The organism is Pseudomonas sp. TH49 (assembly GCF_016650625.1).
Taxonomy (GTDB): Bacteria; Pseudomonadota; Gammaproteobacteria; order Pseudomonadales; family Pseudomonadaceae; genus Aquipseudomonas; species Aquipseudomonas fluorescens_H.
This window is the reverse complement of record NZ_JAEKFL010000001.1, coordinates 1,161,471-1,183,439: the sequence shown is the minus strand read 5'-3', so window position 1 is coordinate 1,183,439 and position 21,969 is coordinate 1,161,471. Positions and strand designations below refer to the sequence as shown.

Here is a 21,969-nt window from a genome sequence, read left to right as displayed (position 1 = left end):
AAAATTTCAGGAAAGGTCAGAACTTCTCGATCGACCGCGAGTTCTGCACTCGCTCCACTTCTTTGGGCTTGTACGCGCAATACCCCGGACGCGGGCCGATTTTCGGGTGGTTGCGGCAGGTGTCCGGGCGCTTGTCATAAATGGTGCACAGGCGCGATTTACGATCCAGGTAGTAGCAATCGTTGTTGCTCATGCGCTGCAGGGTGAAGATCCCCGACTTCTGGTTGAAGCGTTCGACCAGCCCTTCCTTTTGCAGGCGCTTGGCGATGTTCTTCGGCGGATCGCCCAGCTCGAACTCGTCGACCACGCCGATGCGCACCAGATCCTTGATCTTGACCTCGACCGGCAGCGTGCAGCAGCTGGAGATACAAGAACCGCACATTGGGGCCGAATATTTGGCCCACGTATCGAGACGATCAATCTCGGCGGCGGCAATCAGGTTGGGCTTCATCATCGGGAGTTACCAGGCGTGTGCATCAGGGCGCGCGATCATACCGGGACTGGTGGATTTTTGAACAACCTTTCGCCAGATTTTTTCATCGCCCGCCAAAATTGGCGCTTAACCCGGCACGGGCCATGCATCGATCAGCGTGCTCGCCAAGGTTATGCCGGGCGATCTCACACTCTCAAGAAAAACTGCCGAACCAGAGCCGCCAGCGTCGGTCAGACCGTCTAGGCTCAGACAATTCCCCGCTCGCTCGAGGTCCTATCGATGACTCAAGAACCACTAGTTCGCGAAGCAGAGGTGGCCGCATTCCGCGATGCCGTCCTGACCAAGCTCACCTATGCAGTGGGCAAAGACCCGGATCACGCCTTCGACCATGACTGGTTCGAAGCCATTGCCCTGGCGGCGCGCGACCACATGGTCGAGCACTGGATGGACCACACCCGGCAGATCTACCGCAAAGGCCAGAAGCGGGTGTATTACCTCTCGCTGGAATTTCTCATCGGTCGTTTGCTCTACGACAGCCTGAGCAACCTCGGCCTGCTCGACGTTGCCCGTGAGGCGCTGACTGAACTCGGTGTCGATCTGGAACGGATTCGCCTGCTCGAGCCGGATGCGGCACTCGGCAACGGCGGCCTCGGGCGTCTGGCGGCGTGCTTCATGGAAAGCATGTCGACCCTCGGCATCGCCGGGCACGGCTACGGCATTCGCTACGAACACGGTCTGTTCCGTCAGGCCATCGTCGATGGCTGGCAGCAGGAACAGACCGAGCACTGGCTGGATTTCGGCAACCCGTGGGAGTTCGAGCGTCCGGAAGTGGTGTACTCGATCGGCTTCGGCGGCAGCGTCGAAACCGTCACCGATGCCAGCGGCAAGACCAAACAGGTCTGGTCGCCTGCGGAAACCGTGCGGGCGATTGCCTATGACACGCCAGTGGTCGGCTGGCGCGGGGCGAGCGTCAACACCCTGCGCCTGTGGCGCGCCCGGGCGATGGAAGATTTGCACCTGGAGCGCTTCAACGCCGGTGACCACTTGGGCGCCGTCGCCGAAGTCGCCCGGGCTGAAAGCATTTCCCGGGTTCTCTATCCGGCCGACAGCACCGAAGCCGGGCAAGAGCTGCGTCTGCGTCAGGAGTATTTCTTCGTCGCCGCTTCGCTGCAGGATTTGTTGCGCCGCCATCGCAACATGCACACCTCGGTGCTGACCCTGGGCGATCACGCGGCGATCCAGCTCAACGACACCCACCCTTCGATTGCCGTCGCCGAATTGATGCGCCAACTGGTCGACGTCTACGACGTGGCTTGGGATGCGGCGTGGCAAGTCACCGTCGACACCCTGTCGTACACCAACCACACGCTGCTGCCGGAGGCGCTGGAAACCTGGCCGGTGGGCCTGATGGAGCGCATGCTGCCGCGGCACATGCAGATCATTTATCTGATCAACGCCCAGCACATCGACTCGCTGCGGGCCAAAGGCATTCACGATTTCGACGTGCTGCGCGCAGTATCGCTGATCGAAGAGGACAACGGTCGCCGGGTACGCATGGGCAACCTCGCGTTCCTCGGTTCGCATAGCGTCAACGGCGTGTCCGGGCTGCACACGCAGTTGATGCGCAAGACTGTGTTCGCCGAACTGCACAAGCTCTACCCGGAGCGGATCAACAACAAAACCAACGGCATCACCTTTCGCCGCTGGCTGTTCCAGGCCAACTCCGAGCTGACCTCAATGCTGGTCGACTCCCTCGGCCCGGAGGTGCTGGATAACCCGGAAGAGCGCTTGCTCGATCTGGAACCGTTCGCCGAGAAACCCGCCTTCCGCAAAGCCTTCGCCGAACAACGCCTGCACAGCAAAAAGGCCCTGGCCTACCTGATTCACGAGCGGCTGGGGATCGCGGTCAATCCGGCGGCGATGTTCGACGTGCAGGTCAAACGGATCCACGAATACAAGCGTCAGTTGCTCAACCTGATGCACACCGTGGCGCTGTATCAGGCGATCCGTGCCGAGCCGGAAACCGACTGGGTGCCACGGGTGAAAATCTTCGCCGGTAAAGCGGCGGCCAGTTATCACCAGGCCAAACTGATCATCAAACTGACCAACGACATCGCCCGGGTGGTGAACAACGACCCGACCGTACGCGGCTTGCTGAAAGTGGTGTTCCTGCCCAACTACAACGTCAGCCTGGCGGAGAGCATCATTCCGGCGGCGGACTTGTCCGAGCAGATTTCCACGGCCGGGTTCGAAGCCTCGGGCACCAGTAACATGAAGTTCGGCCTCAACGGTGCACTGACCATCGGCACCCTCGACGGCGCCAACGTGGAAATGTGCGAGCGCATCGGCGCCGAGCACATGTTCATCTTCGGCCTCAGTGCGCAGCAGGTCGAAGCGCGTAAACAGAACCACGAGTTCAGCGCCGCACCGGACATCGCTGCGTCCCATCGTCTGAGCGATGTGCTGCAAGCGATCCGCAGTGGTGTGTTCTCACCGGACGACACGTCGCGCTACACCGGGCTGATCGATTCGCTGGTGGACTACGACCGCTTCCTGGTCTGCGCCGACTTCGACTCGTACTGGGAAGCGCAGATGCGCGTCGATGCGCACTGGCACGATTCCAATAACTGGTGGCGTTCGGCAGTGCTCAACACGGCGCGCATGGGCTGGTTCTCCTCTGACCGGACGATTCGTGAGTACGCCACGGATATCTGGAAAGCGCTGGAGTAATCTTTCGCAACAAATGTGCGCAAGGCCCAGCGTTTGTTGGGCCGGATCGATATACTGAGCGCCGGTTACCGAATGTGTCAGTTAGCACAAGACCCCCTTGTGGGAGCGGGCTTGCTCGCGAAGGCGTTGTATCAGTCAATTGGATATCGACTGACACAACGCCTTCGCGAGCAAGTCGAATCGTCGCACCGCCGCTCCCACATTGGATTTTGCCTAGACTGAAGCGACTGTCGGGATTGCCCCGCCTTGGGGCTGCTTAGGGATATCGACCATGCAATGGATGTTCATGTTGATCGGGCTGTTGCTCGGCTGGCTGCTCGACGAGTCGTTCAGTACCGCACTGCTGGGTGCGCTGCTGGGACTGGCGATCGGGCAAACGCTGCGCATCGCCCAGCTCGGCAGGCAGACTGCGGAGCAACAGCGCCAACTTGAACAGACGAAGGTGGCCTTGCAAGGCGTCGCGCAGCGCCTGTATGTGCTGGAAGGCTCTCCCTCTCACGCGGTGCCAGCGGCAAGTGCGGAACCGGTCAGCGAGCCTGCCATCGTCGCCGAACAAGCACCCGCCGACGCGCCGGATCTGGTCTGGGAACTGCCACCCGAGCTCGAACCGATCTCTGCCGTTGCCAGCGAAACCAGTCAGCCATTGCCGGCCGATGTCTGGCATCTGGACGCCGTCACTGCCGAACCATCACCCCCCGCACAACCTGACGAACCTCGTGGCCCCAACCTGATCGAGCGTGGCATCCGCGCTGCGCGCAACTGGCTGTTCGGCGGCAACACCGTGCTGCGGGTCGGTGTGGTGCTGCTGTTTTTCGGTCTGGCCTTCCTGTTGCGCTACGCCACCGAAGGCATGGTGGTGCCGATCGAATTGCGTTACGCCAGCGTCGCTGCGGCGGCGTTGGCCCTGCTGGCGCTGGGCTGGTGGCTGCGTACGCGCAACAGCAGTTATGCGCTGATCCTGCAAGGCACCGGGATCGCGGTGCTGTACCTGACGGTGTTTGCGGCGATGCGTCTGCATCCGCTGCTCGATCCGTCCGCCGCGCTGGGTCTGCTGGTGGCGGTCACGCTGTTCTCGGCGATTCTCGCCATCACTCAGGATGCTCTTGGACTGGCCGCCGCCGCTGCGCTTGGCGGTTTCGCCGCACCGATCCTGACCTCGACCGGGGAGGGCAACCATGTCGCGCTGTTCAGCTATTTCGCGCTGCTCAATGCCGGCATTCTCGCCATTGCGTGGTTCAAGGCCTGGCGCCTGCTCAACCTGATCGGGTTCGTCGGCACGTTCGGTATCGGCTTCGCCTGGGGCTTGCGTTCCTACGCCCCGGAGCTGCTGTGGAGCACCGAGCCGTTCCTGATCCTGTTCTTCCTGATGTATCTGGCCATCGGCCTGCTGTTCGCCCGGCGCAAGTTGCTCGACATGCCCGATGCGCCAGCGGACGGCGATCGCGAGGCGCTGCTCCAGTGGTCGGCGCGCAAGGGCGACTACGTTGACGGCACGATGCTGTTCGGCCCGCCGATCGTTGGCTTCGGTCTGCAGTTTGCGCTGGTGCAGCACCTGGAGTTCGCCGCCGCGTTCAGCGCACTCGCACTGGGCGTGATCTACATGGGGCTGGCCCGGGTGATGATGGGCGGTCGCGCATTGCTGCTCGGTGAAACCTGTCTGGCGCTGGGGGTGATTTTCGCCAGTCTGGCGATCCCGCTGGGCCTCGATGCGCGCTGGACTTCGGCGGCGTGGGCAGTGGAGGGCGCTGGGATTTTCTGGCTCGGCCTGCGTCAGCAGCGGCCGTTCGCCCGGGCGTTTGCCCTGCTGCTGCAACTGGGTTCGGCGCTGGCGTTCCTCAGCCAGTTGCGGGTCGGCACAAGCAGCCTGCTCGACGGCGCAGCGCTGGGGGCGTTGATGCTCGGCATCGCGTTGCTGTTCAGTTTCTATCAGTTGCGCAAAGCCGCGCCGGAACAGGCTTCGCCGTGGGAGCGCCAGGGCCTGCCGGTGCTGGCGGCACTGGGCCTGACGTTCCTGTACTTGTTGGCCCCGCTGTTTTTCTTGGTTCAGGCGACCGCGATCAGTTGGGCCTTGGCCGGGCTGGTGACCTTGTTTATCGGCCTGCGCCTGCAATCGCGCACGTTCCTGTTCACCGCGTTCGCCGTGCAGTTGCTCGGCGGCGCGCTGTTCCTGTTGCGCCTGCAAGGCGCGGGCGAGGATTCGGCGGCCGTATTCAGTGCCGGTTGGAGCGGTTTGCTCAGCGCATCGCTGATCGGTCTGGCGTTGATCGCCGGCATGCTGCTGGCGGCGCGCGACGAGATGGTGCGCGGCGATGTGCGGCTGCTGCGCGGGTTGTCGGTGGTGTTGCTGGCGGGGTTGGTGCTGATCAATCTGGCGGTGCTGTTCGTGCTGCCGTGGCAAACCGCGAGTGCGGTCTGGGCGGCCAGTGGTCTGTTGATCATCTGGCTCAGCCTGTACCTCAAACAGCGCGTGAGTTTTGTCTTTGGGCTGTTGTTGCAGTTGATCGGCGGCGCGGCGTTTTTGCTCGCCGGCCCCGAGTTGCTCGGGCCGCTGTCCAGCGAAGGTCTGCGGCCGTTGGCCCATGGCGGCTTCTGGACGCCGCTGGTGCTGGGGTTGGCCGCGCTGGTCGGTGCCTGGCGCCTGCAATTGGGCAATCACGCCTCGGCCTTCGATGCGCTGAGTTTGCAACGCCTGTCCGAAGTGCTGCTGGTGTGGGGCGCCGGTTGGTGGGCGTTGGCGTGGGTCAGTGAGGTGCTGCGTTTTGCGCCGCTGAATTTGCAGGCGCCGCTGTTGCTGCTGGTTGCTGCGCTGAGCGTGGCGTTGTGGACGCTGTTGGCGCTGCGCCTGAAATGGCCGGCGTTGGGCCTGCTCTGCACCTTGCTGATTCCGGCGGCGGGGCTGGTGTTGCTGGCGGCGTGGCATGCGCGTTATCACCCAGCGGCGAATTTCGGTTGGCTGGCGTGGGTATTGGTGTTCGCCGTGCATTTTTTCAGCCTGCGGCGTCTGGCGCCGATGCTGCCGGCTCGGGCCTTGAGCACTGCGCATGTGCTGGGTTGCTGGCTGCTGATCGGCGTACTGGCGCTGGAGCTGCGCTACGGTCTGCTGCTGTTGTCCGAGCAATACAACGCCTGGCGCTGGCTGGGCTGGGCGATCCTGCCGAGCCTGTATCTGCTGTTGGCGGCGGCTCCGCGCAACTGGCCGTGGCCGGTGGCAGCGTTCCCTCGCGAATATCGTTTGTACGCTGCCGCGCCACTGGCAGTGCTGATGCTGGCGTGGTTCTGGCTGGCCAACGGTGTCAGCGACGGCAACGCCGAGCCGCTGCCGTATGTGCCGCTGATCAACCCGCTGGAACTGGGCCTGCTGTTCGCCCTGTTCGGGGTTTACGTGTGGTCGCGTCATGCGGTGACGCAGTTTGCCCTGCGCAAGGATTACGCCGAGTACGCCACGCAACTGGTCGCCGGGGTTTCGCTGTTCGCCTTCTGCACCGCGCTGGTGACCCGCGCCGCACACCATTGGGCGGGGATTCCGTTCGAGCTGGATCTGCTGCTCGAATCGATGCTGGTGCAGGCCGGGTTGTCCATCGTCTGGACCCTGATGGCGCTGGGTCTGATGATCGGCGGGCATCTGCGCCATCGTCGCGAAGTGTGGCTGATCGGCGCGGCGCTGATTGCGCTGGTGGTGGCCAAACTGATTTTTGTCGAATTGAGCAACCGTGGCGGCCTCGCCCGGATCGTCTCGTTTATCGGTGTCGGTGTGTTGCTGCTGGTGGTGGGCTACTTTGCACCGCTGCCACCGAAACGCGCCGAAGCCGAACCGGCGGCGGACAAACCCGTCCCGGACACCGAAGGAGTTTCATCTTGAGTCGCATGCTGAATCTGGGGTGGTTGGCGCTGGGTGTGGTGATGACTGCCGGCGCCCTGGAAAAACCGGCGGACTTCGCCACGCAGGTGCCTCTGGCGGTGAGTGGCAACGGTCCGTGGTATCGCCTCGACCTGCCGCTGAGCGCGCAATTGCAGGCACGCCAGACCGATCTCAGCGACCTGCGCATATTCAACGCCGCCGGTGAACCGCAAGCCTACGCCCTGGCCCGCGAATCGGCGCAGACCCGCGACGACGGGCAGTTGCATGAGGTGAAGTGGTTCCCGCTGTACAACGCCGCCGATGCCAGTGAGCGTGCGCCGAACGTGCGCGTGCAATCGACCACCACCGGCACATTGGTTGAAGTGCAGCCGTCGACTCAACTGGAGGCCGGCGAAGAAGTGCTGCGTGGCTGGCTGCTCGATGCCAGTGCGATCAAGGCGCCGCTGCAGCAGCTGATTCTCGACTGGACCAGCGAGCGTGACGGCTTCCAGCGCTTCAGCATTGAGGCCAGTGATGACTTGCAGCATTGGCAGGCGTGGGGTGAGGGGCAGGTGGCACGGCTGACCTTTTCCGACGAGCGCATCGAACAGCATGAGGTTGCGCTGCCGGGGCAATCGGCGCGCTATCTGCGCCTGCTGTGGGAGGCGCCGACGTCGGCACCTATCCTGACTTCGGCACAATTGAAAAGCAGCGATCCACGCAACGTGCCGCTGCCGTTGGTCTGGTCGCAAGCGCTGGCGGGCAGCAGCACCCAGTCTGGCGAGTACACCTGGGAGTTGCCGATGGGGCTGAATGTCGAGCGGGTGCAGGTCGAGCTGAAGCAACCGAACAGTCTGGCTCCGGTCACGCTTGCGGGCCGGCGCGAAAGCAGCCTGCCGTGGCAGACGTTGAGCAACGGTTTGCTTTATCGCCTGACCCAGAACGGTCAGGACGTGGTGCAGAACGAATTGCAGTTGTACGGGCAGACTGTGCAGCAATTGAAACTGAGCGTGGACGAGCGCGGCGGTGGTCTGGGCGAGCAGGCACCGAGCCTGAAATACGCGGTGCGGGCGACGCAGGTGATTTTCCTTGCGCGTGGTGAAGGGCCTTACAGTCTGGCGCTGGGCAATCCGACGGTGAAAACCGCGAACCTGCCGCTGAGCACGCTGATTCCGGATTTCAAAGCGGAAAAACTCGCGACGCTGGGCAAGGCAACGGTGCAGGGCGAAGTGGTCACCACGCAGGTGGCGAGCAGTGAGGCGGCGGCGGTGGCCGAGACCAACTGGAAGAAGATCGGCCTGTGGGCGGTGTTGCTGGTGAGCGTGGTGTTCCTTGGGGCGATGGCGGCGAGTCTGTTGCGCAAGCCACCGACCAATTCCTGAGCATGGCTGGCGCTGCGCGCCATTCGCGAGCAGGCTCGCTCCCACATTGATCGCGTCCAGCAGGGCTACTCGGTCAACTGTGGGAGCGGGCTTGCTCGCGAAGGCGGCCGATCGGCCAACAAGAATTTCAGATCGGTCGCGGATCCGCATGCACCACCCGTCCCGTTTCGAACTACGCTGAATGCGGTGCCTGAACTCTCTCGACCCGTTCACGTCTGATGGAAGCAATTGCGCCCCAATGCACGTTACCGGGCGTCATCGCTCGCTACGTTTTCAGACTCCCTGTAAACTGCGCGGGTTTTTAGCCCCCCATTCCACCGGAGCCGTCCATGTCCCGCGTTACCCTGAGTCGCTATTTGATTGAGCAGACCCGCAGCAATAACACTCCTGCCGATCTGCGCTTCCTGATCGAAGTGGTGGCGCGTGCTTGCAAAGAGATCAGCCACGCCGTGTCCAAAGGCGCCCTGGGTGGTGTTCTGGGCAGCATGGGCACTGAAAACGTCCAAGGCGAAGTGCAGAAGAAACTCGACGTGCTGTCGAACGAAATCCTGCTCGAAGCCAACGAATGGGGCGGTCACCTGGCCGGCATGGCGTCCGAAGAAATGGACAATGCCTACCAGATCCCGGGCAAATACCCGAAAGGCGCCTACCTGCTGGTATTCGACCCACTGGACGGCTCGTCGAACATCGACATCAACGCCCCGGTCGGCACCATCTTCTCGGTACTGCGTTGCCCGAACGAATACCTGAGCCAGAACGAAGCGCTGAACGAAAAAGCCTTCCTGCAGCCAGGCACCCAGCAGGTTGCTGCCGGTTACGCGATCTACGGCCCGCAGACCATGCTGGTACTGACCCTGGGCGACGGCGTCAAAGGCTTCACCCTGGACCGCGAAATGGGCAGCTTCGTGCTGACCCACGAAGACATCACCATTCCTGAAACCACCCAGGAATTCGCGATCAACATGTCCAACCAGCGCCACTGGGAAGCCCCGGTACAACGCTACGTCAGCGAACTGCTGGCCGGCGAAGAAGGCCCGCTGAAGAAGAACTACAACATGCGCTGGGTCGCCGCGATGGTGGCCGATGTGCACCGCATCCTGACCCGTGGCGGTCTGTTCATGTACCCACGCGACAGCCGTGAGCCATCCAAGCCCGGCAAACTGCGTCTGATGTACGAAGCCAACCCGATGTCGTTTCTGGTGGAACAGGCCGGCGGCGCGTCCACCGACGGCCATCAGCGCATCCTCGACATCCAGCCGGAAGGTCTGCACCAGCGCGTAGCGGTGTTCCTCGGCTCGAAAGAAGAAGTCGCCCGCGCCACGGCTTACCACAAGGAATAAGCCATGAGCGCGCCCTGGCAGCCGTTGCTCGATTGGTGGTTCGGACACGCCGAATCACCGGACGAGATTGCGGCTGACAAGGGCAAGTTGTGGTTCGGCAAGAAAGACAGCCAAGACCTCGAAGCGCGTGAGCGTTTCGGGGTCTTTGTCGATCAGGCCCTCGCTGGCGAATTGACCGAGTGGACGCAACGTCCCGAAGGTTGGCTGGCGCTGGTGCTGCTGCTTGATCAACTGCCGCGCATGATCTTTCGCGACACGCCCAAAGCATTCTCGGGTGATCTGCGTGCGCAGCAACTTGTCGCCCAAGGCATTGCGGCGGACTTCGACCGGCAACTGAAGCCGATCCAGCGGGTATTCATTTATCTGGTGTTCGAACACTGCGAAAACCTCGCGGTGCAGAACGAAGCCGTTTCGCGCTTTATCGCTCTGCTGGCCGAACAGCCGGAAGCCGAGCGGGCGGTGTTTGCCGACCATCTGGATTATGCCGAGCGGCATCGGAAAGTGATTGCGCGGTTTGGAAGGTTTCCGCATCGCAATGCGGTGTTGGGGCGGGAGTCTACGGCTGAGGAGTTGGCGTTTCTCAGTCAGCCTGGGTCACGGTTCTGAATTGTTGAGTTCAAGGATTGCCGTTCAACAGCCTCTTCATCAAAAGTGAAGGCAGGCTTTTTCTTGAGTCGACAATGATATGAACGAAGACGGTTTTTTCTCTGACTTCATAAATGACTCGGTTCATCCCGGAAATGATTTGTCGGTATTGACCAAGGTTGAGCTTCTCGATTTCCTCGGGGATTGAACCGGAATAAGGAAGGTCTGCGAGACCAAGAATGGCGGTCTTGAGATCAGCGTAGGTACTCTGCCACGTCTGACTCGAGAACTGTTTGATAAGGTAGGTCCGGAGTTCTTTGAGATCTGTCTGTGCGGACTGAAGAATAACGACCTTTAAACTCATTGATGGTCGGCCTTGTCCAAGTCCGCGAAAACATCCTCAGCGTCTCGATACTTGCCTTCCTCAATCTCCCGATTGCCCATTGCCAATAGCTTCAGCAAAGCCATTGTGTCTTCCTGCTCCTCAAAGCTTTTCACGTCCATAACTACAAGCTTGGCTTCACCATTTTGGGTGATGACCAATGGCTCACGGCTTTCAGTGATCGACTTGACGATCTCCGCTGTATGACTTTTGAGGTAGCTGATCGGTTTGATTTGCGATGAAAGCTTCATGGTTGAGTCTCGCCAAATTGAACAGGACTGAGTTTAGTCTTAATTCAGTCCTGCGTCATTGCGAGCTGACCAGCGTATTTCAACTCAAAATTCAATCGTCGCTAACGCCGTCATCGCCAGCAGGCTGCCTCCCAAAGGGGATCTGTGTCGTTCACAAAAACCTGTGGGAGCGGGCTTGCTCGCGAAGACGCCAGTGGCCGCGCCTTAGATCCTGAAGCTGCCTACCAGCTGCTTCAAGCGCGCTGCCTGTTGCTCCAGATCCGAGCACGCACGCAAGGTTGCCTGCAGGTTCTCCACACCTTCCTGGTTCAGCGTGTTGATCTCGTTGATGTCGACGTTGATCGACTCGACCACCGCGGTCTGCTCTTCGGTCGCGGTAGCCACCGACTGGTTCATCCCGTCGATCTCGCCGATGCGTTGGGTCACGCTGCCCAGACGTTCGCCGGCCTGGTTGGCGATGCCGACGCTGCTTTCGCTCTCGCGCTGGCTCTCGGTCATGATGCTGACTGCCTGGCGTGCGCCGACCTGCAGTTCTTCGATCATCTTCTGCACTTGCTGCGCCGAATCCTGGGTACGGTGTGCGAGGTTGCGTACTTCGTCAGCAACTACGGCGAAACCTCGGCCAGCCTCACCGGCGCGGGCCGCCTCGATCGCGGCGTTGAGCGCCAGCAGGTTGGTCTGTTGCGAGATGCTGGTGATCACTTCCAGAATCTGCCCGATGTTCACCGTGTTGCTGTTGAGGGTTTCGATGTTGCCGCAGGAGTCGCTGATTTTTGCCGACAGCTGCTGCATGGCCTGAATGGTTTTATCCACAACCTGCTGGCCGTCGACCGCCAGGCTGCGCGCGTCGCTCGAATGCTGCGAGGCGAGGGCGGCGTTCTGGGCGATTTCCTGAGCGGCGGCGCCGAGCTGGTTGATCGCCGCGGCCACGCTGTTGGTGCGGCTGGCCTGCTGGTCGGAGTTGTACATCGACGAGTTCGACGCAGCGACCACGCGCAGGGCGACTTCGTTGACTTGGCCGGTGGCCGAGGACACTTCGCGGATCGAGGTGTGAATACGCTCGACGAAGCGGTTGAACGACAGGCCCAGCGCGCCGAACTCGTCATGGCCGTGGATCACCAAACGTTTGGTCAGGTCGCCTTCACCTTCGGCGATGTCGTGCATGGCGCGACCCATGGTCAGCAGCGGCTGCATCAGCACGCGAATCAGCATGCCGAGCAGGGCGATGATGATCACCACCGCGATCACCATGGCGATCAGCGCCGAGGTGCGGAATTCGCTGAGCATCGAGAACGCGGTGTCTTTGTCCAGCACCAGCGCCACGTACCAGTCAGCCGATGGCACGCCGTTGACGCGGGTGAACGAGATCAGTTGGGTCTTGCCGTCGAATTCGACTTCTTTCAGGCCCGGACTGACTTTCGGTGCGCCGTTTGGATAAGCCTCGGCGAGGGTTTTCAGGACCAGTTTGCTGTCCGGGTGAATCAGGATCTTGCCATCGGCGCTGACGATGAACGCATGGCCGTGGCCACCAAAGTTGAGCGAGTTGATGATCGCGCTGACGCTGGTCAGGTCGATATCCGCGCCGGCCACGCCGATCATCTGGCCCTGACGCTGCACCGGGGTGGCGACGGTGATCACCAGTTTGCCCGACGAAGCGGCGATGTAGGGTTCGGTGACGATGGTCTGCTGCGCGCTGTTGGCCGCCTTGTACCAGCCACGGGCGCGCGGGTCGTAGTCCGGCGCGCGGTTGCCGGCGGGCACCGAGAACATTACGCCGTCAGCGCCGCCGAAGTAGCTGAGCTGGAAATTGCCGGTGTAGGCGGGCAGGTCGATGATGCGCTTGAGGCTGGCCGGGGCGCTGCCGTCGGCGGCGACCTGCTGCGACAGCGATTGCAGCAACTGGATACGGCTTTCCAGCCAGGTCTGGATGTTGCTGGTGGTCAGGCTGCCCAGTTCCTGCATCGAGGCTTCGGTGCTGCTGCTCAGGGCTTCGCGTTGTCGATAGTCGTTGAACAAAATGAAACAGGCGAATGCAACGGCCACCACAAGGGCGGCAGCCAACAAGATCTTGTGGCTGAATTTCATGTTTCTGGTCATCGAATGAACTACCGCGAAGGGGCTGGTCGAGAAAGGGCGGCAATTTGCCACACTCGGGGGCTTTGCGCTGCTCTTATTTCGGCCTCGGTGCGCCAAAGATTAGGGCGCTTTTGTGAAAAGCGACGAAATGCTCAGAAGCCCTGCAAAGTGTCTGATTTATCGGCAAAAGCCAGACGAGCGGAGCAATAAATAGCCATTTCTGAAGGGAACCAGATGAGGGTTTTCTCTTCTAAGCTTCTGGTTGGCCCCATGCCATCCCCCTTCCGCTCCAGGAGTTACTTCATGTCGCTGCGATCTATCGCCCTTCTGACCTTTTGCGTGCTGCTCGCCGCATGCAGCAAGGTCAATCAGGAAAACTACTCGAAACTGTCGGCCGGCATGGCCAAGGCCGAAGTCGAGACGTTGCTCGGCAAACCTACCGACTGCTCGGGCGCGCTCGGCATGTCCAGTTGCACCTGGGGCGACAAGAACAGCTTTATCAGCGTGCAGTACGCCGGTGACAAAGTGCTGATGTTTTCCGGCCAAGGCCTGAAGTAAACCGGGGCTGTGCGCCCACGGGAGAAAAACAATGAAGCGGTTATTGCTTGTCCTTTTTGCCGGCCTGGTACTGGCCGGCTGCGCCACGCACGGTGAAGATCCGCTGGCGCCCAAGACGGCCCACGAGGTCAACCTCAAGCGTTACCAGGGTACCTGGTACGAACTGGCGCGGATGCCGATGTACTTTCAGCGCAACTGTGCGCAATCCGAGGCCCATTACACGCTCGAGACCAACGGCAACGTCGATGTGCTCAACCGTTGCCTGACGGCCGACTGGCAGTGGGAAGAGGTCAAGGGCACGGCTTATCCACAGGTGCCGGGCAAGACCGACAAGTTGTGGGTCGAGTTCGATACCTGGTTCTCGCGGCTGATTCCGGGTGTGGCGAAGGGGCAATACTGGGTGCTGTACGTCAGCGATGACTACAAGACCGCCATCGTTGGCGATCCGAGTCGCAAGTACATGTGGCTGCTGTCGCGCACGCCAACCGTCAACGCTGAAGTGCGTGAAGAGTTGCTGAGCAAGGCGCGGCAGCAGGGTTACGACACCACGCGCCTGATTTGGCGGGCGTCGGATCGGCAGATGGCCAAGACCTCGAATTAAGCATCACCGAAGATCAAATGTGGGAGCGGGCTTGCTCGCGAAGAGGGCGTGTCAGTCGATTGAAATGTTGACTGATACACCGCTTTCGCGAGCAGGCTCGCTCCCACATTTTTGTTTTGTGTCAGCCCAAAAGTTCACGCAGAACCTGGGTGAAGGCTCTAGCACTTTCCTCTTCGCCGGCATGCCGTCCGTCACGCACCACCCATTGGCCGTTGACCAGCACGTCGCGCACCTGCCGATCGCCACCGGCAAACAACCAGCGATTCAAGATCCCGTCACCACTGGCCGTGGCCAGATACGGGTCATTGCCGTCGAGCACGATCCAGTCCGCACGCTTGCCGACTTCCAGCGCACCGATCGGCTGTCCCAAAGCCTGGGCGCCGCCATCCAGTGCCGCGTCATATAGCGTGCGCCCGACCATCGGCTGATCCGCGCCATACAAACGGTTACGCCGCTGGTCGCGCAGCCGCTGGCCGTATTCCAGCCAGCGCAACTCTTCGACCACGCTGAGCGACACATGGCTATCGGAACCGATGCCCATGCGGCCGCCCTGAGCGAGGAAATCCACCGCCGGGAAAACCCCGTCGCCGAGGTTGGCTTCGGTGGTCAGGCACAGGCCGGCGATGGCGCGACTCTTGGCCATCAGCGTGACTTCTTCCGGGTTGGCGTGAGTCGCGTGGACCAGACACCAGCGCTGATCGACTTCAGTGTTTTCGTACAGCCACTGCAATGGACGGCGGCCGCTCCAGCTCAGGCAGTCATCGACTTCCTTTTGCTGTTCGGCGATGTGGATATGTACCGGACATTGCTTGTCGCTGGCGGCCAATACTTCGCTGATCTGCTGCGGGGTGACCGCGCGCAACGAGTGAAAGCACAGACCCAACGATTGGGCTTTTTGCTGCGCCAGCAGGGGTTGCAGGCGTGCTTGCAGCTTCAGATAGTTTTCGCTGCTGTTGATGAAGCGGCGCTGGCCATCGTTCGGCGTCTGACCGCCGAAACCCGAGTGGCTATAGAGCACCGGCAGCAGGGTCAGGCCGATGCCGCTGTCGCTTGCGGCCTGACTGATGCGCAGCGCCAGCTCGGCCGGATCGGCATATGGCTGACCGTTGTTGTCGTGGTGCACGTAGTGGAATTCGGCGACCGAGGTGTAACCGGCCTTGAGCATTTCGATGTACAGCTGACGGGCGATGACGCCGAGTTGCTCCGGGCTGATTTTTCCGACCAGCCGATACATCAGGTCACGCCAGGTCCAGAAACTGTCGTTCGGATTACCGGCCACCTCGGCCAGCCCGGCCATCGCGCGCTGGAAGGCGTGGGAGTGCAGATTGGGCATCCCCGGCAGCAGCGGACCGCTCAGCCGCTCGGCGCCGTCTGCGGTGGAATCGGCCAGGATTCGGGTCAGCAGGCCATCGGCGCTGACCTCAAGACGTACATTGTTGGCCCATCCGTTAGGCAGCAGCGCGCGTTCGGCAAAGAAGGCGGACATGGTTCAGCACCCCATCGTGTGTTATTTGTATATACATATACAGACGTTTGCCTGCCCGGTAAACTCCGGCAAGCTAGCAACTTTCAGCCAATAAACAGGGATCAACCGTGCCGACTCCGCCTCCAGTCTCTCCGTTGGCCGCGAACCTGGGCGACAGTCCGGCGCCCTTGTACGCCCGCGTCAAACAGATGATCACCCAGCAGATCGACAGCGGTAACTGGCCACCGCACTACCGCGTGCCATCGGAAAGCGAACTGGTCAGCCAGCTCGGTTTCAGCCGCATGACCATCAACCGCGCCCTGCGCGAGATGACCGCCGACGGTCTGCTGGTGCGCATGCAAGGTGTCGGTACGTTTGTCGCCGAACCGAAGAGCCAGTCCGCGCTGTTCGAAGTGCACAACATCGCCGACGAAATCGCCTCCCGTGGCCATCGCCACACCTGCCAGGTGATCACCCTCGAAGAAGAGGCCGCCGGTTCCGAGCGCGCGCTGGCGCTGGACATGCGCGAAGGGCAGAAGGTCTTCCACTCGCTGATCGTGCATTACGAAAACGATATTCCGGTGCAGATCGAAGACCGTTTCGTCAACGCGCTGGTCGCCCCGGACTACCTCAAGCAGGACTTCACCCTGCAGACCCCTTACGCCTATCTCAATCAGGTCGCGCCGTTGACCGAAGGCGAGCACGTGGTTGAAGCGATTCTCGCCGAGCCGTCCGAGTGCAAGTTGCTGCAGATCGAAAAAGGCGAGCCGTGCCTGCTGATCCGTCGCCGCACCTGGTCAGGGCGGCAGCCGGTGACTGCGGCGCGCCTGATTCACCCAGGTTCCCGTCATCGTCTGGAAGGACGCTTTCATAAATGAGTGCACTGAAAGTTTTACGCGCCGAGGGTTACCCGCGCATGCCGTGGAAAAACGGCGGCGGCAGCACCGAAGAAATCACCCGTGACGCGGGCGCAGGCCTGGAGGGGTTCGGCTGGCGCCTATCGATCGCCGACATCGCCGAGTCCGGGGGGTTCTCCACCTTCAGCGGTTACCAGCGGGTGATCACCGTGTTGCAGGGCGATGGCATGACCCTGTGTGTCGACGGTGATGACACGCGCCCACTGTTACCGCTGGACCCGTTTGCGTTCAGCGGCGAAAGCCAGGTCTCCTGCACCTTGCTCGGCGGCGCGATCCGCGACTTCAACCTGATCTACGCGCCACAGCGTTACAGCGCGCGCTTGCAGTGGCTGGACGGCGAGCAGCGGTTCTTCAGCTCGGCGGGGACGGTGGTGGTTTTCAGTGTCAGTGAGTTGCTTGAGGCGAAAGTCGGTGACAGCGTCGCGCAACTGGGCCGACATGATTGTGTGCAACTGGACGGTAACAGCGGTCTGGTTGAAGTGGCCGTCAATGCTCCGTGCTGCGTGATCGAGCTGACAGCGCGCTGATCTAAATCTGGTAACACATCCTGTGGTGAGGGGATTTATCCCCGATGGGGCGCGGAGCGGCCCCGCTTTTGATTAAAAAGCAGGGGCCTGCTGCGCAGTCCATCGGGGATAAATCCCCTCACCACAATTGCATTTCAATTCCTGTTTCCCCCAGCGCACCAACTTGTTACCGAACGCCCCAGCGTGGCGCAAAACCACGGGTTCGTAACGATCCGCCGCCACCTCATTTCCTCCCAGCAAAAAATTTCATCCACGCCACAACCCTTGTGTCAGGCGCTCTCCAGCGCTGTCCGCAATTTTTCCTGAACTGCCCGCCGGCAAGTTGGCCGCTTGATTGCATATGCTTGTATGTACAAGTAAAGACGTATGCGTATAAGTCCGCAGCGTCCACTGATTCGCTTGTCGCGCATTGAGGCGCACAGGCTGCTTGCCCACTGCCAGGGTTGGTTTGAATTGATCGCTGAGGAGTCTTTTTCGTGACTGACAATAAGCCTACAACTGCCGTTTATACAAAGAGACGTGACGTCGAAATCCGTGCATCGCGCGGCAACAAGCTGACCGCCAAGAGCTGGCTGACCGAAGCGCCGCTGCGCATGCTGATGAACAACCTCGATCCGGAAGTGGCCGAGAACCCGAAAGAGCTGGTGGTCTACGGTGGCATCGGTCGCGCGGCGCGTAACTGGGAGTGCTACGACAAGATCGTCGAGAGCCTGACCAATCTGAACGACGACGAGACCCTGCTGGTGCAATCCGGCAAGCCGGTCGGCGTGTTCAAGACTCACAGCAACGCCCCGCGCGTACTGATCGCCAACTCCAACCTGGTGCCGCACTGGGCGAGCTGGGAACACTTCAACGAACTCGACGCCAAAGGCCTGGCCATGTACGGCCAGATGACCGCCGGCAGCTGGATCTACATCGGCAGCCAGGGCATCGTTCAGGGCACCTACGAAACCTTCGTCGAAGCCGGTCGCCAGCACTACAACGACAACCTCAAGGGCAAGTGGGTGCTGACCGCCGGTCTCGGCGGCATGGGCGGTGCCCAGCCACTGGCCGCCACCCTGGCCGGTGCCTGCTCGCTGAACATCGAATGCCAGCAGGTGAGCATCGATTTCCGCCTGAAAAGCCGCTACGTCGATGAGCAGGCCAAAGACCTCGATGACGCCCTGGCGCGCATCGCCAAATACACCGCCGAAGGCAAAGCGATTTCCATCGCCCTGCTGGGCAACGCGGCAGAAATCCTGCCGGAACTGGTCAAGCGCGGCGTGCGCCCGGACATGGTCACCGACCAGACCAGCGCCCACGACCCACTGAACGGCTACCTGCCGGCGGGCTGGACCTGGGAAGAGTACCGCGCTCGTGCCAAGACCGAGCCCGCGGCCGTGATCAAAGCCGCCAAGCAATCGATGGCGGTCCACGTCAAAGCCATGCTGGACTTCCAGAAGCAAGGTATTCCGACCTTCGACTACGGCAACAACATCCGTCAGATGGCGCAGGAAGAAGGCGTGGAAAACGCGTTCGACTTCCCGGGCTTCGTCCCGGCCTACATCCGTCCGCTGTTCTGCCGTGGCATCGGCCCGTTCCGTTGGGCGGCGCTGTCGGGTGATCCGCAGGACATCTTCAAGACCGACGCCAAAGTCAAAGAGCTGATCCCGGACGACGCCCACCTGCACAACTGGCTGGACATGGCCCGCGAGCGCATCAGCTTCCAGGGTCTGCCGGCACGTATCTGCTGGGTCGGTCTGGGCCTGCGCGCCAAGCTCGGTCTGGCGTTCAACGAAATGGTGCGCAGCGGCGAGCTGTCGGCGCCGATCGTCATCGGTCGCGACCACCTCGACTCCGGCTCGGTAGCCAGCCCGAACCGTGAAACCGAATCGATGCAGGACGGTTCCGACGCGGTCTCCGACTGGCCGCTGCTTAACGCTCTGCTCAACACCGCGAGCGGCGCGACTTGGGTTTCCCTGCACCACGGTGGCGGTGTCGGCATGGGCTTCTCCCAGCACTCGGGCATGGTAATCGTCTGCGACGGTACCGACGAAGCGGCCGAGCGCATTGCCCGCGTCCTGCACAACGACCCGGCCACCGGTGTCATGCGTCACGCCGATGCCGGTTACCAGATCGCTATCGACTGCGCCAAGGAGCAGGGGCTGAACCTGCCGATGATTACCGGCGGCAAGTAACACGCTTTGGCTTTATGTGGGAGCGAGCTTGCTCGCGAAAGCAATCTGTCAGCCAGCACAGATGTTGAATGTGCTGGCCAATTCGCGAGCAAGCTCGCTCCCACAGAAAAGCAGCCCTACCGAAGCTCAGTGAACAATTAAAACAATCCACAGAGGTTGAATCATGGCTGTAACCCCTGATCGTGCAAGCAACAAACCGTTGATCGAAAGGCGTTCGATCGACTACATCCCGGAAGCGGAAAGACACGGTCGTCTGTTTAGCCAGTTCACCCTGTGGATGGGTGCGAATCTGCAAATCACTGCGATTGTCACCGGGGCTCTGGCCGTGGTGCTGGGCGGTGATGTGTTCTGGTCGTTGATCGGTCTGTTGCTCGGGCAACTGCTGGGCGGTGGCGTGATGGCGCTGCATGCGGCGCAAGGGCCGAAGCTGGGCCTGCCGCAGATGATTTCCAGCCGCGTGCAATTTGGCGTGTACGGTGCAGCGATCCCGATCGTGCTGGTGTGCCTGATGTACCTGGGTTTCACCGCCACCGGTACGGTGCTTTCCGGTCAGGCGCTGGGCCAGTTGTTTGGCGTCAGCGACACCGTCGGCATCCTGCTGTTCGCCAGTGTCATCGTGCTGGTCACGGTGCTTGGCTATCGGGTGATCCACTGGATCGGTCGGGTCGCCAGTGTGATTGGCGTGATTGCCTTTGTGTATCTGTTCAGCCGTCTGCTGAGCCAGGTGGACGTTGGCGCACTCCTGCAAATTCGCCACTTCAGTTGGAGCAGCTTCCTGCTGGCGGTGTCGCTCGCGGCGTCCTGGCAGATCGCTTTCGGCCCTTATGTGGCGGACTACTCGCGTTACCTGCCGAGCAAGATTTCCTCGGTGAAAACCTTCTTTGCCGCTGGCGCAGGTTCGGTCATCGGCGCGCAGGTGGCGATGGTCCTCGGCGTGTTCGCGGCAGCTTCGGCCAACGGCCAGTTCGCCGGTCACGAAGTGGCCTACATCGTCGGGCTGGGCGGCACCGGGGCCACCGCCGCGCTGCTGTACTTCAGCATCGCGTTCGGCAAGGTGACCATCTCGACGCTGAACTCCTATGGCAGCTTCATGTGCATCGCGACCATCATCAGCGGCTTCCGTGGCCACCTGACGGTCTCGCGCCTGCAGCGTCTGGTGTTCGTGCTGGTGATCGTCAGTGCGGCCACCCTGATCGCCTTGCTCGGTCAGCACTCGTTCCTCGGTGCGTTCAAGTCTTTCATTCTGTTCCTGCTGGCGTTTTTCACGCCGTGGAGCGCGATCAACCTCGTCGACTACTACTGCATCACCCGCGAGCGCTACGACGTGCCGGCGCTGGCCGATCCGAACGGTCGTTACGGGCGCTGGAACCTGCTCGGGATCAGCATCTATGTGTTCGGTGTGCTGGTGCAGTTGCCGTTCATCTCCACCAAGTTCTACACCGGCCCGCTGGTGGCGGCCCTCGGTGATGTGGATATCTCCTGGATCATCGGCCTGGTGCTGCCTGCCGCGCTGTATTACCTGTGCGCGAAAAAATGGCACGGCTCGGTGCCCGATCACCTGATTCTGCCGGTCGAGCAGAACAGCGATGTACAACCTGAAAAAAGTGGGGCCAGTCGCGCTGCGGCGCAGGCCTGACTGGACGTGGACAGGGCTGGATGCCTCTTGAACTGCCGTAAGCCAATTCATGATTAGGAGCGTCGCGACAATGAAATCGAACAAGACCCTGCTGACCACATTGCTGTCCATGGGCCTGTTGGCCAGTGCCGGTGCGACTCAGGCAGCTGGCTGGTGCGAATCGGGCAAACCGGTGAAGTTTGCCGGCCTGAACTGGGAAAGCGGCATGCTGCTGACCGACGTCCTGCAAGTGGTGCTGGAGAAAGGCTACGACTGCAAGACCGACAGCCTGCCGGGCAACTCCATCACCATGGAGAACGCCCTGAGCAGCAACGACATTCAAGTGTTCGCCGAAGAGTGGGTCGGCCGCAGCGAGGTCTGGAACAAGGCCGAGAAGGCCGGCAAGGTCGTCGGTGTCGGCGCGCCGATCGTTGGTGCGGTCGAAGGTTGGTACGTGCCGCGTTACGTGATCGAAGGCGACGCCAAGCGCAAGCTTGAGCCGAAAGCCCCGGACCTGAAAAACATCGCCGATCTGGGCAAGTACGCGGCCATTTTCAAAGACGCCGAAGAGCCGTCCAAGGGCCGTTTCTACAACTGCCCGGCCGGCTGGACCTGCGAGCTGGACAACAGCGAAATGCTCAAGAGCTACGGCCTGGAAAACAGCTACACCAACTTCCGTCCGGGCACCGGCCCGGCGCTGGATGCGGCGGTGCTGTCGAGCTACAAGCGTGGCGAGCCGATCCTGTTCTACTACTGGTCGCCAACCCCGCTGATGGGCCAGATCGACGCGGTCAAACTCGAAGAAAAACCGGGCGTCGACAAGAGCGTGAGCATCAAGGTCGGCCTGTCGAAAACCTTCCACGAGCAAGCCCCGGAACTGGTGGCCGTGCTGGAAAAGGTCAACCTGCCGATCGACCTGCTGAACCAGAACCTGGGACGCATGGCGAAGGAACGTATCGAGTCGCCGAAGCTGGCGAAAATCTTCCTCAAGGAACATCCTGAAGTCTGGCATGCGTGGGTCAGTGACGACGCAGCCAAAAAAATCGACGCGGCGCTGTAGGTCGATACCTCCCGGTCAACCGTGAGGCTGGC

17 protein-coding genes and 1 pseudogene are annotated in these 21,969 nt (G+C 61.4%); 12 read left to right on the top strand and 6 right to left on the bottom strand.

The window, feature by feature from the left end:
• Positions 1-16: 16 nt before the first annotated feature.
• On the bottom strand, positions 17-454 hold the full coding sequence (locus JFU48_RS05365) for a YkgJ family cysteine cluster protein (protein WP_045122258.1): 438 nt from the start codon (positions 452-454) through the stop codon (positions 17-19).
• 258 nt (positions 455-712) lie between these two features.
• Between JFU48_RS05365 and JFU48_RS05360 the strand changes: the two genes are divergently transcribed.
• The 5 genes from JFU48_RS05360 (at position 713) to JFU48_RS05340 (ending at position 10,329) form a co-directional block, all read left to right on the top strand.
• Positions 713-3,163: a glycogen/starch/alpha-glucan phosphorylase gene (locus JFU48_RS05360; protein ID WP_201136025.1), complete on the top strand. Its 2,451-nt coding sequence runs from the start codon at positions 713-715 to the stop codon at positions 3,161-3,163.
• A 271-nt stretch (positions 3,164-3,434) separates the two neighbouring features.
• Entirely contained in the window at positions 3,435-7,022 is a 3,588-nt protein-coding gene (locus JFU48_RS05355; protein WP_201136024.1) for a DUF2339 domain-containing protein, read from the top strand.
• Entirely contained in the window at positions 7,019-8,383 is a 1,365-nt protein-coding gene (locus JFU48_RS05350; RefSeq protein ID WP_201136023.1) for a DUF3999 domain-containing protein, read from the top strand. Before JFU48_RS05355 ends, JFU48_RS05350 begins: the two co-directional genes overlap by 4 nt.
• Positions 8,384-8,712: 329 nt before the next feature.
• Positions 8,713-9,723: a class 1 fructose-bisphosphatase gene (locus JFU48_RS05345; RefSeq protein WP_003220797.1), complete on the top strand. Its 1,011-nt coding sequence runs from the start codon at positions 8,713-8,715 to the stop codon at positions 9,721-9,723.
• A 3-nt stretch (positions 9,724-9,726) separates the two neighbouring features.
• Positions 9,727-10,329 (top strand): DUF924 family protein, encoded by a 603-nt coding sequence (locus tag JFU48_RS05340; RefSeq protein ID WP_201136022.1) that lies wholly within the window; start codon positions 9,727-9,729, stop codon positions 10,327-10,329.
• Positions 10,330-10,339: 10 nt separating this feature from the next.
• Here the strand turns inward: JFU48_RS05340 and JFU48_RS05335 are convergent, their stop codons facing one another.
• From JFU48_RS05335 to JFU48_RS30500, 4 genes and pseudogenes are all read right to left on the bottom strand, one after another.
• Complete coding sequence (locus tag JFU48_RS05335) at positions 10,340-10,672, bottom strand: type II toxin-antitoxin system RelE/ParE family toxin (RefSeq protein ID WP_103485259.1); 333 nt, start codon at positions 10,670-10,672, stop codon at positions 10,340-10,342.
• Positions 10,669-10,941 (bottom strand): type II toxin-antitoxin system Phd/YefM family antitoxin, encoded by a 273-nt coding sequence (locus JFU48_RS05330; RefSeq protein WP_201136021.1) that lies wholly within the window; start codon positions 10,939-10,941, stop codon positions 10,669-10,671. Before JFU48_RS05330 ends, JFU48_RS05335 begins: the two co-directional genes overlap by 4 nt.
• Positions 10,942-11,145: 204 nt before the next feature.
• On the bottom strand, positions 11,146-11,910 hold the full coding sequence (locus tag JFU48_RS30505; protein WP_371920137.1) for a methyl-accepting chemotaxis protein: 765 nt from the start codon (positions 11,908-11,910) through the stop codon (positions 11,146-11,148).
• A gap of 93 nt (positions 11,911-12,003) precedes the next feature.
• Positions 12,004-13,026 (bottom strand): annotated as a pseudogene (locus tag JFU48_RS30500) (cache domain-containing sensor histidine kinase); the annotation flags it as partial.
• Positions 13,027-13,320: 294 nt separating this feature from the next.
• Between JFU48_RS30500 and JFU48_RS05320 the strand changes: the two are divergent.
• Together JFU48_RS05320 and JFU48_RS05315 are read left to right on the top strand one after the other, a co-directional pair.
• Positions 13,321-13,575 (top strand): hypothetical protein, encoded by a 255-nt coding sequence (locus JFU48_RS05320; protein ID WP_003220802.1) that lies wholly within the window; start codon positions 13,321-13,323, stop codon positions 13,573-13,575.
• A 31-nt stretch (positions 13,576-13,606) separates the two neighbouring features.
• A complete protein-coding gene (locus JFU48_RS05315; RefSeq protein WP_003220803.1) occupies positions 13,607-14,176 on the top strand; it encodes a lipocalin family protein in 570 nt (189 codons plus the stop codon).
• 121 nt (positions 14,177-14,297) lie between these two features.
• Here JFU48_RS05315 and JFU48_RS05310 read toward each other — a convergent pair whose 3' ends face one another.
• Positions 14,298-15,662 carry a formimidoylglutamate deiminase gene (locus JFU48_RS05310; protein WP_201136019.1) on the bottom strand — a complete coding sequence of 455 codons (1,365 nt, stop codon included), beginning with the start codon at positions 15,660-15,662 and terminating at the stop codon, positions 14,298-14,300.
• Positions 15,663-15,850: 188 nt separating this feature from the next.
• Here JFU48_RS05310 and hutC point away from each other — a divergent pair, with 188 nt between their 5' ends.
• From hutC to JFU48_RS05285, 5 genes are all read left to right on the top strand, one after another.
• On the top strand, positions 15,851-16,519 hold the full coding sequence (gene hutC, locus JFU48_RS05305) for a histidine utilization repressor (protein ID WP_232324077.1): 669 nt from the start codon (positions 15,851-15,853) through the stop codon (positions 16,517-16,519).
• Positions 16,516-17,085, top strand: a complete 570-nt coding sequence (locus JFU48_RS05300) for a HutD/Ves family protein (RefSeq protein WP_201136018.1) — start codon at positions 16,516-16,518, stop codon at positions 17,083-17,085. The genes hutC and JFU48_RS05300 overlap by 4 nt, the downstream gene beginning before the upstream one ends.
• Positions 17,086-17,561: 476 nt before the next feature.
• Positions 17,562-19,262, top strand: a complete 1,701-nt coding sequence (gene hutU / locus JFU48_RS05295) for a urocanate hydratase (protein WP_201136017.1) — start codon at positions 17,562-17,564, stop codon at positions 19,260-19,262.
• A gap of 163 nt (positions 19,263-19,425) precedes the next feature.
• Positions 19,426-20,898 carry a purine-cytosine permease family protein gene (locus JFU48_RS05290; protein ID WP_003220810.1) on the top strand — a complete coding sequence of 491 codons (1,473 nt, stop codon included), beginning with the start codon at positions 19,426-19,428 and terminating at the stop codon, positions 20,896-20,898.
• Positions 20,899-20,968: 70 nt separating this feature from the next.
• Entirely contained in the window at positions 20,969-21,937 is a 969-nt protein-coding gene (locus JFU48_RS05285) for an ABC transporter substrate-binding protein (RefSeq protein ID WP_003220812.1), read from the top strand.
• The last annotated feature ends 32 nt before the right edge of the window (positions 21,938-21,969 follow it).

What these genes read in the sequence shown, in the direction of transcription:
- JFU48_RS05365 (WP_045122258.1), bottom strand. Translation starts at nt 454, where the DNA reads ATGATGAAGCCCAACCTGATTGCCGCCGCCGAGATTGATCGTCTCGAT.
- JFU48_RS05360 (WP_201136025.1), top strand. Translation starts at nt 713, where the DNA reads ATGACTCAAGAACCACTAGTTCGCGAAGCAGAGGTGGCCGCATTCCGC.
- JFU48_RS05355 (WP_201136024.1), top strand. Translation starts at nt 3,435, where the DNA reads ATGCAATGGATGTTCATGTTGATCGGGCTGTTGCTCGGCTGGCTGCTC.
- JFU48_RS05345 (WP_003220797.1), top strand. Translation starts at nt 8,713, where the DNA reads ATGTCCCGCGTTACCCTGAGTCGCTATTTGATTGAGCAGACCCGCAGC.
- JFU48_RS05340 (WP_201136022.1), top strand. Translation starts at nt 9,727, where the DNA reads ATGAGCGCGCCCTGGCAGCCGTTGCTCGATTGGTGGTTCGGACACGCC.
- JFU48_RS05335 (WP_103485259.1), bottom strand. Translation starts at nt 10,672, where the DNA reads ATGAGTTTAAAGGTCGTTATTCTTCAGTCCGCACAGACAGATCTCAAA.
- JFU48_RS05330 (WP_201136021.1), bottom strand. Translation starts at nt 10,941, where the DNA reads ATGAAGCTTTCATCGCAAATCAAACCGATCAGCTACCTCAAAAGTCAT.
- JFU48_RS30505 (WP_371920137.1), bottom strand. Translation starts at nt 11,910, where the DNA reads ATGTACAACTCCGACCAGCAGGCCAGCCGCACCAACAGCGTGGCCGCG.
- JFU48_RS05320 (WP_003220802.1), top strand. Translation starts at nt 13,321, where the DNA reads ATGTCGCTGCGATCTATCGCCCTTCTGACCTTTTGCGTGCTGCTCGCC.
- JFU48_RS05315 (WP_003220803.1), top strand. Translation starts at nt 13,607, where the DNA reads ATGAAGCGGTTATTGCTTGTCCTTTTTGCCGGCCTGGTACTGGCCGGC.
- JFU48_RS05310 (WP_201136019.1), bottom strand. Translation starts at nt 15,662, where the DNA reads ATGTCCGCCTTCTTTGCCGAACGCGCGCTGCTGCCTAACGGATGGGCC.
- hutC (WP_232324077.1), top strand. Translation starts at nt 15,851, where the DNA reads ATGATCACCCAGCAGATCGACAGCGGTAACTGGCCACCGCACTACCGC.
- JFU48_RS05300 (WP_201136018.1), top strand. Translation starts at nt 16,516, where the DNA reads ATGAGTGCACTGAAAGTTTTACGCGCCGAGGGTTACCCGCGCATGCCG.
- JFU48_RS05290 (WP_003220810.1), top strand. Translation starts at nt 19,426, where the DNA reads ATGGCTGTAACCCCTGATCGTGCAAGCAACAAACCGTTGATCGAAAGG.
- JFU48_RS05285 (WP_003220812.1), top strand. Translation starts at nt 20,969, where the DNA reads ATGAAATCGAACAAGACCCTGCTGACCACATTGCTGTCCATGGGCCTG.